9 protein-coding genes are annotated in these 10,958 nt (G+C 63.5%); all 9 read right to left on the bottom strand.

The annotated features are described in order from the left end of the window. Window positions 1-948 (bottom strand): nucleotide sugar dehydrogenase (locus ACK5F2_RS03250; RefSeq protein WP_409862757.1); only part of this gene is annotated, 948 nt, incomplete at its 3' end. Window positions 949-983: 35 nt separating this feature from the next. Continuing rightward, entirely contained in the window at window positions 984-2,555 is a 1,572-nt protein-coding gene (xrtA, locus tag ACK5F2_RS03245; RefSeq protein ID WP_409862756.1) for an exosortase A, read from the bottom strand. Continuing rightward, window positions 2,552-3,772: a TIGR03087 family PEP-CTERM/XrtA system glycosyltransferase gene (locus ACK5F2_RS03240; protein WP_409862754.1), complete on the bottom strand. Its 1,221-nt coding sequence runs from the start codon at window positions 3,770-3,772 to the stop codon at window positions 2,552-2,554. Before ACK5F2_RS03240 ends, xrtA begins: the two co-directional genes overlap by 4 nt. Window positions 3,773-3,845: 73 nt before the next feature. Further along, window positions 3,846-4,898, bottom strand: coding sequence for a FemAB family XrtA/PEP-CTERM system-associated protein (locus ACK5F2_RS03235; RefSeq protein ID WP_409862753.1), 1,053 nt, complete (start codon window positions 4,896-4,898; stop codon window positions 3,846-3,848). Then, window positions 4,895-5,782: an XrtA system polysaccharide deacetylase gene (locus tag ACK5F2_RS03230; RefSeq protein WP_409862751.1), complete on the bottom strand. Its 888-nt coding sequence runs from the start codon at window positions 5,780-5,782 to the stop codon at window positions 4,895-4,897. Before ACK5F2_RS03230 ends, ACK5F2_RS03235 begins: the two co-directional genes overlap by 4 nt. 22 nt (window positions 5,783-5,804) lie before the next feature. After that, complete coding sequence (locus ACK5F2_RS03225) at window positions 5,805-6,893, bottom strand: XrtA/PEP-CTERM system-associated ATPase (protein ID WP_409862749.1); 1,089 nt, start codon at window positions 6,891-6,893, stop codon at window positions 5,805-5,807. A gap of 3 nt (window positions 6,894-6,896) precedes the next feature. Then, window positions 6,897-8,420 carry a TIGR03016 family PEP-CTERM system-associated outer membrane protein gene (locus ACK5F2_RS03220; protein ID WP_409862747.1) on the bottom strand — a complete coding sequence of 508 codons (1,524 nt, stop codon included), beginning with the start codon at window positions 8,418-8,420 and terminating at the stop codon, window positions 6,897-6,899. After that, window positions 8,401-9,366 (bottom strand): XrtA-associated tyrosine autokinase, encoded by a 966-nt coding sequence (locus ACK5F2_RS03215; protein WP_409862745.1) that lies wholly within the window; start codon window positions 9,364-9,366, stop codon window positions 8,401-8,403. The genes ACK5F2_RS03220 and ACK5F2_RS03215 overlap by 20 nt, the downstream gene beginning before the upstream one ends. After that, window positions 9,367-10,947, bottom strand: coding sequence for an XrtA system polysaccharide chain length determinant (locus ACK5F2_RS03210; RefSeq protein ID WP_409862743.1), 1,581 nt, complete (start codon window positions 10,945-10,947; stop codon window positions 9,367-9,369). It abuts the gene before it with no gap. Window positions 10,948-10,958: the final 11 nt, after the last annotated feature.

The following is a 10,958-nucleotide window of genomic DNA, read 5'->3' as shown; positions in this document are numbered from 1 at the left end:
CCCCAGCACATTGACCTTGGCGCCTTTGATGTAGGAGCCGGCTGCGATCATGTGCTTGACGGTCTGCTCAGCGATGAACTTGCCCATGCCGTCATTGATGCGGCGCCCGGCAAGAATCACCTGCGGGTGGTAGCCCAGCATGTCGGCCTTGTGCGTCAGGTAGTAGGGGTCCACGCCAATGCCGTGTCCACCCACCAGGCCCGGCTTGAACTTCAGGAAGTTCCACTTCGTGCCGGCGGCCTCCAGAACTTCGCTGGTGTCGATGCCGATCTTGTCGAAGATGATGGCCAGTTCGTTCATCAACGCGATGTTCAGGTCACGCTGGGTGTTTTCGATGACCTTGGCCGCTTCGGCGGCCTTGATGCTGCTGGCGCGGTGCACGCCAGGCACGATGATCTTTTCGTAGGTCTGCGCCACCTTCTCCAGCGTTTCCGGGGTGTCGCCGGAGACGATCTTCAGGATCTTGGTGAGCGTGTGCTCCTTGTCGCCCGGGTTGATGCGTTCGGGGCTGTAGCCCACGAAGAAGTCCTGCTTCCACTTCATGCCGGACTCGCGCTCCAGCACCGGGATGCAGACTTCCTCAGTGGCGCCGGGGTAGACCGTGCTCTCATAGACCACGATGGCGCCCTTCTTCATGTGGCGGCCCACGCTGGTGGAGGAACCGATCAGGGGGCGGAAGTCGGGGATGTGGGCCTCATCCACCGGGGTGGGCACGGCCACCACGATGATGTCGGCCTCGGCCAGCAGGGCCGGATCGGCGGTGTAGACGGCATGCTTGGCGGCCTGCACCTGCTCATCGCTCAGCTCGCGCGAGGGATCGGTGCCGCGCTGGCAAGCCTCCACCTTGGACTCGGCGATATCAAAGCCGATGGTGCGCATATGCTTGCCGAACTCCACCACCAGGGGCAGGCCGACATAGCCCAGACCGATCACCGCTACCGTCGTCATTTCCGTATTCCCTCTCTAGATTCAATTCATTGCCATCAGCGCATGCGCTGCGCGCTCTGCAGTGCGGCGGCAATCGCTGGCCAGTTGTTGCTGAGGAATGATTTCAAGGTTTCCTCGGCCACAGCAGGATTGTCGACACTGCTGCGGGTATAGACGATGACGGAGGCGGCATCGTCACCGTCACCGCTGAGCTGGTGCCAGGCAGTCAGGAGCTTGGCGCGCACTGGGCTGGCGGTCAGGCGCCCCCCGATCCAGTAGAACTGCCAGACGCGCAGCCGGGTGTTGGCTTCAGCACCACTCAGACCGCGAAGCTCGGCATCATGCAGAGAAACCGTCTCGGCGCCCAGGGCAACGCTGCGGCTTGAGCCCTGGACGCGGGACCATTGCGTATCCTCAGACCGGACCAGCATATTGCTGGAACTGACGAGCTTGCTCTCATGATTCTGGTGCCGGTAATAGGCCAGATGAAGCCCCACAGCACGAGCGCCCTGCTCATAGCTCTGCTGGAACTCGGCGGCGGGTCGCTCGAAGACCGGCTTCCACGCGGGCAAGACATGGTCCTGAGGCTGCCATGGCGTGAGCGGTGCCAGCTGCAGGCGGGGGGATGCGAGCGGGCCCGCCGCAGGCTCCATGGCGCGCAGCAGCTGATGGGGCAGCACGGCGGCCACGACCAGGCAAGCCGCAGCCAACCAAAAGGGAGCGCTCGCCGCCGGCGAGTGCGAGATGCGGTCTGCGGCCCCAGTCTGCGCTGACTCGGGCTCCGAATCCGCCCAGCGCGCGCCGACCATGAACATCGCAAACATGACCACGCCGAAGAACACCCAGCCGTAGACCAGATGATCGGCACCGACCGCCAGCTCGTTCCCCGAGTGGTGCCCCAGCATGACGATGAGGTAGGCGCGCAGCCAGTTGGCCACAATGGGCAAAACGGTGGCGAAAGCGATGAAGGCCAGCCGCCGCTTCACAGACTTGTAGCTGAGATAGGCGAACAAGGTACCGACCATGACCGAGGCGATCAGGTAGCGCAGGCCACTGCAGGCCTCGACCACGGACCAGTTTCCCGAAGGAATCACGAACTGCAGGCCCTCGCGATAGACCGGGATGCCCGACATGCGCAAGGCCAGCACGGTGAAGTCAGCCGTGGACTCCATGAGCGTGGGCATCAGAAACTCGCCCACCGGCACGCAGAAGAGAAGGAAGCCCAGTGGGAAGGCCATGGCCGCCGCCACCTGCGGCCCCAGCATCAGGGGAACGCAGGCGATCACCATGAGGACGAGTCCGGCCTGGGCCAGGGCATTCACGGCAACCATTTCCCCGAGCAGCCAGGCGGCACCCGCCATCAGCAGTGGCAGCGCAAACCACAGCGATGGTCGGGGATTCATCAGCGCCAGGCGGGCCCGCCGACGCCAGATCAGCCACAGCGCGATGGGCGGCACGATAAAGGCATGGGCAAAGGTGTCAGACCGCTGCCAGATGCCGACCATGGCCATCGCCGTCTCGCGGTAGAGCCCCAGCAGGGCCAGGATCAAGACAAGCAGCAGGGGCAGCGCAAGGCGCCAGCCGCTGTCGCGCCCGGATACCGGAGACTGGATCAGAGCCTGGGTCATGAGGGCTGCACCTCCTCGCGCCGAATATCCTGAAGGTGCCGGTCAATGCCCGCGAGATGGGCCGACCAGCTGTAGGAGCGCAGCACACAGGCTCGCCCTGCCTCGCCCAGGGTCCGGGCACGCTGCGGCGCGGCCAGCAACTCATTGATCGCACGCACGTAGTCGCCGGCTTGTTCGGCGGCCAGCAGTTCCTGCCCGGCTTGGGCGTCAATAGCCTCCACGCATTGGCGGGCCGCCACCACCGGACGCCCCATGGCCATGGCTTCCAGCACCTTGTTCTGAATGCCGCGCGCAAGGCGCAGCGGCGCGACCACCACATCGGCATGCTGCAGATAGGGGCGAACATCGGCCACCGTACCGGTCACCACCACACCCTCGCCCGCCAGCGCCATCACCGCCGGCGTCGGGCTGCGACCCACGATGTAAAAGCTCAGTGCCGGCCGGCTGCGGCGCAGCTCGGGCAAGATCTCGGCGCAGAACCAGCTCACGGCGTCCACATTGGGCCAGTAGTCCATGGCGCCGGTGAACACCAGGGCCTGAGTTCCCGGCTCAAAGGGCGAGGGGCGCTGCTCATCAGGCGCAAAGAACTCGGCATCGACCCCGTTGCACATGGCTTCGACAGGCCCTGTGCACTGCGGAGCAAGACGGCGGAACAGCGCCGCCTCCTTCTCCGTCACGAAAAATGAGCAGCTCGCACGCTCGGCCACACGGCGCTCAAAGTCCAGCAGCTGTCGACCCTCACGGCGGTAGAGCCAGGACATGGGCCAGGCATGAGCCTGCGCATACTCCGTCCACTTGGCCGAATCCACATCCACGAAGTCCACCAGCATAGGCACCCCGTCAAGCGAAGTGGCGTACTGAGCCATGGACGAGGAAAACACCACCGAGGCATCCAGGCCAACGCGCTGGGCCAGCTCGCTCACCCAGCGCGCCATGCCCGCATCCCGGTAGTAAGGCAGGGTCAGGGCTTCGCCGCTGAACAGGCCGCGCAGGCTGGCCATCTTCGCGGTGGCGGGGTTCAGGCGCGTGGCAAACACATCAACACAAAGGCGTTTGAGCAGGGGCAGGTATTGCTCGTCCTCGGGGTCGTCGACAAAGGTCGCCAGATAGACCTCATGCTGGGCGGCCAAGTGCTTGAGCAGATGGTAGGAGCGCACCTTGTCGCCCTTGTTGGGCGGATAAGGCAGGCGATGCACAAGATACAGAATCTTGGCCATCAAGCTGCCCCTTGCCAGCCGTTCAAGCGCGGCCTGGCAGCCCCACAAGGCGACACTGGCTTCATGAGCACCATCACCCCAGGTTGCGCACGATGTAAGGCCCCAGCCAATTTGCCCAGGACAGCGGCATGCGGCGCCAGGTCTTGATCAAGAGCTGGTACTTGGCGTTGCTGGGATTGTTCTGGGGCACGGTATCGCGGCGGTAGAGGCAGTATTCGTAGTGCAGCGGCGTCGGCTCAAAGCCCCAGTTCTTCTTGAACGCATAGGAGCCCGTATCCTGCTTGCTGCGGCCATAGTCAAACACCTTGAGGCCGCGCGCGCAGGCGCGCCGCATCAATTCCCAGTATTTGAAGTCATTGGCCGCCAGCTCGCGTGCCGCAACGGCGTCGCCGGCATAGTAGGGCAGCACTTCGTCACGGAAGTAGAAACTGAGCACCGAACTGAGGGGGGTCCCCTGTGCATCGGACACCGTCAACACCTCGCAGTCGGGCCCGAACTCCTGAAGCAAGGCCTCGAAATAGCGGCGCGGCATCGCAGGTGTGCCGTGACGGTGCACATTGTCGGCATAGAGGGCGAAGAAGCGGGACGCGTCCTTGTCGATATGGCCGATCAGCCCGTTCTTGATGCCCTTGCGCACCATGGCTCGCTGCTTGCGCGGAATGGCCAGCATATTGGCCTCTTCCTCGGGCAGGATCTCCTTGCGAAAGGTGACGTAGAGGTCTTGCTGCGGCCAGTCCGCATGGCGTTGCTGCACATGTCGCAGCTCCAGGTGCTCGACGCCCAACTCGCGCGCCAGCCGCTGCGCCTCGACTTCCAGGGCCTGGGCCGCCTCTTCGGTGTCCGCCGCCACGCCGCCGTACACCGCAAAGGGCAGGCTGATCAGAGAATGGCCAAACAGCCGGCTCTTGATCTGGGCCAGGGGCAGTACCCCCTCGAGGCGCCCTGCCCTTTCGGCATAGAGGAAGAAGCAAGTGTGACCAAAAATCTCGCCCACCATGCGCATCCAACCCGCACGATGGAAGAAGCTGGCTTGTGCACAGCCGAGCACGAAGGCGTCCCAGCGCTGCGCCGTCTGCACATCGCCAAACGCCAGGCGCTGGACGCAAAGACGCGCCGCCTCACTCATGCCGACGCCGCCACGGCCGCACGCCGGCCCTGAGCCTGCCCAAGGAAAATCTCGTCCATGCGGCCCCATTCGAAGTCCTGCAGCAGCTGCGCGATACGGGCTTCGGTGCGCTGGATATTGACGTAGTGCCGAAAGCGCGTTTTCAGATCGATGCCCTCAATGCGCGGCTGGCCGGGATCAATCTCCCAGGGGTGGAAATAGAACACCGCCGATTGCTGATCCTGCTGGTTCACCTGTGCAATCAGCCAGCGCGACAGGGCATAAGGCAGCAAACGGAAGTAGCCTCCGCCACTGGAAGGATAGTTGCGCCCCCTCAGACGCAAGGTCGTCACCGGCACTTCGAGCAAGCCCTCGCGGACCGGAAAGGCGAAACGCGGGGCATCAGGCATGCCGTAGTGGTCGTGCCGAATTGGATAGACGCTGGAGCTGTAGCGATAGCCGCAATCGCGCAGCACATCGAAGGCCCAGAGATTGCCCTTGCCGATGGAGAAGCTCGGGGCGCGATAGCCCAGCACCTCATAGCCGCTCAGATCCTCCAACAGGGCCTTGGCTCGCGCCACATCGCTGCGAAAGGCCTCGGGACTCAGGTCGCTGGCGCGTTCATGGCCGTAGCCATGGCTGGCAATCTCATGTCCCTGCTCAACAATGCGCCGCACCAGCGCCGGATAGCGCTGGGCCACCCAGCCCAGGGTGAAGAAGGTCGCGCAAATGCCCCGATCCGCCAGCAGCGCAAGAATGCGATCCACATTGCGCTCGACCCGGCATTCGCGCACATCCCAATCGCCACGCGGGATGAAAGGCGCGAAGGCGGAGACTTGGAAGTAGTCCTCCACGTCTATCGTCATGGCGTTGCGCGGGCGACTGGGACGGGTGGGCATCAGCATCGGACACTCCGAGGAAGGCAGATCAAGACCCGTCACGGGGCGCATCGCCCCGCACGGACGGCTGGCTCACCGCTTCCACCAAACGCTGCAACAGGGCCAGTGTCTGGAGGTTGATGCGCTCAAGGCGCGCCAGGCTGTTCTCCAGGCGCTGCATCTGCCCCAATTGCTGCTCCTGGCTCAGGGTGGCGATCTCCTGCGCCAGGCCCGCAGCCTGTTCCGTCCCCAAGGCCAGGCGACTCAGATCGAGATCCAGCGTGGGGTGAGCCGCCAGGGCGAGGCCGCCCGACTGGGCAGGCACCTGGGACTCCTGGGCGATATCGCGCAAAACCTCCTCGACATCTTCCTTGCCCAGGTGGGTCTTGCCGGACATAAAGCCCAGCAGCAGCAGGCGATCGCACAGGGAGTTGATCCGGCGAGGAATACCCTGACTGGCCTGGTGCACCACCAGAAAAACCTCGGGATCAAAGCTGGGTTTGCCCTGGCTGCCCGCACACTTCAGGCGATGCTCGATATAGCGCTGGGTTTCGTCCTCGTCCAGCGGGCCGATATGGCAGGTGGCCGCGACGCGCTGGCGGAACTGCTCCATCTCGGGACGCTGCAAGATGCCGCGAAACTCCGGCTGCCCCACCAGAAAGGTCTGCAGAAGCGATTGATTGCTGAACTGGAAGTTGGAGAGCATGCGCAGCTCTTCCACGGCGCGAGCACTCAGGTTCTGAGCCTCATCGACGATGAGCAGGCAGCGCTTGCCCTGGCTGGTCTGGCTGACAAAGAATGCCTCCAGCGTCATCAGCAGCTCGGATTTGGGCAGGTCCTTGACTCGCACACCAAAAGCCGCGCCCACCATGCGCAAGGTGTCTTCGGCATCGAGTTGCGTGGTCACCAGATTGCCGATGACCACCTGGCTGCGGTTCAGACTGTCGAGCAGGCCGCGCAGCAAGGTCGTCTTGCCCGCCCCGATCTCGCCCGTGATGACGATGAATCCGTCATTGCGCAGCACGCCGTAGTCCAGATAGGCCTTGGCCCGGCGGTGCTGCTTGCTGCCGAAATAGAAATTGGGGTCGGGGCTGAGCTGAAACGGCTTGCTGTTCAGCCCGTAGAAAGCTTCATACATGGGCTAGAACTGCTGGGTAAAGGTGGCGAGCACGGCATTCTCGCGATAGGGTTGGATGCTGCTCTCAAAGTCGCTGTGTCGAAGCCCCAGAACCAGGGAGCTGCGAGGCCCCAAGCGGGCCGACCAGTTGGCCAGGACGGAGCGCAGTGCGCTATATTGACTGCTCAACTCGCCACGGCTCTTGAGCTGACTCAGGGTCAGCGTCAAGCTGCTATCCGGCGTCAGCCTATGCGCCAGATTGAGCGCGTAGACCTGCTGGCGGATACGGCTGCTATTGCTGAAGTCATCACGGCCATTCGCCACCGGATCCAAGAGCTCGCTGCGCGTGCGCGACAGGGTGAAGGTAGCCGAGGTCCGCAGGCCTTGCAGGGCGAAGGAGGCCTCCTGGCGCCGCATCAGACTGTTGCTGCTGTTGACAAACCCACCCTGGACCAGGGCGTTGGGATCCAGGCCCAGCTGCGCGAGCTGCTGTCGCACCAGCACATCGCGCTTTTGCAAATCGGGCTCACGGCCAGCGGCCAGCGCAAACAACAAGTCGTAGTTGCTCAGCCCCCCGCCATTGCCCTGCAATCCGGGGCGGTTGACCGACTGGCTGTCGACAAAGCGCCAGACCGAGCGGGCCATGCGGTGCTCCAGACTGATGGAGTGCGTGTCTCCGTATTCGTGATGCTGCCAGTCCAGGGAGAGCCGGGTCCGCGTCTGAGGCTGCCACTGCGCGCTGAAGCCGTAGGTGCTGCCGTTGCGTGCGCTAGGTGTCGCCAGATCCGCGCGCTCGCGCCCGACAGTCAAGGAAGCCGACCACTCCGGATCGGGACGCAGCAAAAGACTCACGCTCCCCTGCTCGGTGTCCGTGCTTCGCCCCTGCCTGGGCGCCGAGTGCAGGCGGCTGAGTTGGGCCGACCAGCCCAACAGACCGGTGGCACCGAGCCCGCCGAGCTGCATGGACAAGTTGTGGCTGCTGGCATCACCAGCCACGCTATCTTTGGCCCTGGCTTCGGTGAAGGCGGCTTGCATGCTGTAGCTGAACAAACCGGCCAGCTGTCCCCTGAGCACAGGCCTCAAGGACAGCGAATAAACCTCGGCCGTGTTCCCGCCTGGCAGAACCGGCGATGCAGAAGTGGGGCCGAAGGCGGACAGCGTCTGCTGGCTGATGCTGGCAGTAGCATCCACACTCAAACGATCTTCGATCAACTCCGCGTTGGCACGCGCGCTAAGTCGGTGCTGAGTTTGGTTGGCACTCTCGCTGCGGCTGTACAGCAAGCCGTTCAGGGTGTAGTCCAGATCACCCCGCAGCCGGCCACCCGAACTACTGACGCGCAGCCCGGGACTGATCTGGGTAATGAGCGCAGCGTCCTTGGCCGTGCTGCTCAAGCGCAGATTGTCGGTATAGGTCTGAGTCAGTCCGAGGCTGGTATCAAGGCGCAAGGCACGGCCATCGGCACCGGACTGCGACCAGGCGGGCAAGGCCAGCAGCACCAGCAGCCATGCCACGCCCTGAGACAGGCGCTCAGGCTTTGCTCGCTTCATGCTCTTGTTCGCCGGATGGCGCCGCCGCCTGACCATAGCCATATCCATAGCCGTACCCGTAGCCATATCCGTAGCCATAGCCGCCACCACCGCCAGACTTCGCCTGATTCAGCAGCATGAGCTTCACAGGGCAGGCCTCAATAGTGGCCAAGGCCTGCTGTACGGCACTCTGCGGTGTCTTGTCGGCATGCACCACGATGACGATTTGCCCCATATGTGAAGCCAGTACCCGCGACTCGGTGGTCAATAGCAGGGGCGGGGAATCGAAGATGATGATGCGATCCGGATAGCGCTTGGCCATGGCATGCAAGAGATTGCTCATGGCATCGCTGGCCAGCAATTCGGTGGCCCTGGCATGCGGTGTGCCGCTGGGCAGAATGGTCAGCTTGTCGACATTGGTGCGCAGCAGCACATCACTCATGTCAACCCTGTCTTCCAGCACATCCAGCAATCCAGGTCCCTGAGGCAAACCCAGCATGCGCAACACGGAGGGTCGGGCCACGTCGGCGTCGACCAGCATCACCGTGTTGTCCATCTCGGCCGCAATGCTCATGGCCAGATTGATCGAGGTGAAGCTCTTTCCTTCGCCGGCCAAGGCGCTGGTCACCATGAGCAGATTGGCATGATTCAGGGTCGATGCGCCCCGCCCCATGGCATTCTTGATCAGCGGACGCTTGATGACCCGGTACTGATCGGCAATCTGTGTCCGCGGGGCGTTGGGTGTCAGAAAGCCCTGGGCGGCCAGAGCCCGCAGATCAAGTTCCACGCGGCGCGACTGCGTCGCGGAGTTGGTATCGGCCTCAGGCAAGGGCAACTCGGCCGGTATGACAGAGGCCGCCGGCATACTGGCCTGCTGCACAGGCTGGGCCGAATCACCGGGCAGCGAAACGCCAGCCTGGCGCAGTTGCTCCAGGCGTTGTGCTGCTTGTTCAATAAGGCTGCTCATTCAACCCGCCTGTCTGCTCAACACGATGGCCATCGCCACCAGACCCAGGATATACACGCCGACCAGCCCCCCGGATGCCGCGCCAAAGCGGATCCAGTCCATGCGCTGACGGCGCTGATCGGCCGGCGTGGTCAGGCGTGACACCACGCCAAGAACCGGCAACTCGGTGCGGGTGCGCAGCTCATTGCCATCATGGAAAACGGGCCGCAACTGCGATGCCGCAAAAGCGGTGAACAGGCCAGCCGCCAGCGCGGCTGCCAGGGCGCCGCCGAGCAGCAGCAAGCGATTCGGCGCCACCGGCTTGGGCGAGGCACGAGGCGGGTCGATGACGCGGAAATCGACAACGCCCGAAGCCACGTCCAGCTCACCACTGAGGGTCGCCGACTCACGCTTGGCCACCAGTTCCTCGTAGTTCTTCTTGTGAATCGCGTAGTCGCGATTGAGCTGCGAAGCCTCGGCCTCCAGCTGCGGAGAGGTCTTTACGGCCGCCATGGCTTGCGCATAGCGGCTGCTGTACTCCGCCACACGCGCCTTCAAGGAAGCAACCTGCACCTCGGCGGCAGCGGCCATGCGACTCAGCTCCTGCTGCATCAAGCTGCCAGACGAGCCCGACACCGGCGCCGCCATCGCGGTCTTGCGCAGCTCGGCCACTTCCTTGCGCTTTTGATCTTCCAGATCGGCGATCAGCTTGCGCGTGCTGACGATGTCGGGATGCTGCTCGGTGTAGCGCTGCAGCAGCGCATCGAGATTGCGGCGCTGGGCATCGATTCGGGCATCGATCTCGGGGGTGGAGACGGCGAGCGAAGATTCCTGCAGAAGGCTTTGCGTGGTACTTTCCCCGCCGTCCTTGGAACGGCTTGAGTCCAGCTGCTTCTTCGCCGCATCGCGCGCATTCTCTGCCTCGCGCAGCTCCAGCCGCGCACGCTCCAGCTGGCCGCTGAGCTCACCCAGTCGCGACGCGGCGTCCTTGCCGTCGGCCGCCATGTTCTGGATATTGCGCAGGCGGAAGTCCTTGAGGCGACCTTCGGCCTCTTCCAGCTTTGCCTCGTAGTTCTTGATCTGCTCGTTGATAAAGGTGGCCGCCGTGGCGGAGTCCTTGCGGCTGGCGCCCAGACTGGACTCCACGAAGATCGACACCAGCGATTGAACCACCCGCTTGGCCGTCTCGGGATCGCTATCTCGATAGGACAAGGTGTAGAGATTGTCCCGGTTGGTACTCTGGATGGACAGCGACTTGGTCACCGTATCGATCAGGGCCTCCTGCTGCGCCTTGGACTGACTCTTCAAATCCAGGTCCGCCATACGAACCAGCTTTTCCACATTGGGGCGGCTGATCAAGGTGCGGCTCAGCATCTGCACCTGCTGCTCGACGTTGGGCTGCACAGCCAAATTCGCCATCAGGGGCTTCAGGATCGACTGCGTGTCGACGTAGATGCGCGCGCTGGCTTCGTAACGATCGGGCATCATCAGCACGACCACGGCCGCGATGAGACCCACCACCCATGACACAAGCACCGCTGGCCAGCGGTACTTCCACATGCTGCGGGCGATATTGAGAAGTTGAGCGATCAGAGAATCCATCGAGATGCACT

The sequence above is a fragment of the Roseateles sp. genome (genome assembly GCF_046300915.1).
In the GTDB taxonomy this organism is placed as follows: domain Bacteria; phylum Pseudomonadota; class Gammaproteobacteria; order Burkholderiales; family Burkholderiaceae_C; genus Kinneretia.
The sequence above is the reverse complement of the archived record's forward strand: the minus strand, read 5'-3'. Positions and strand labels throughout refer to the sequence as shown.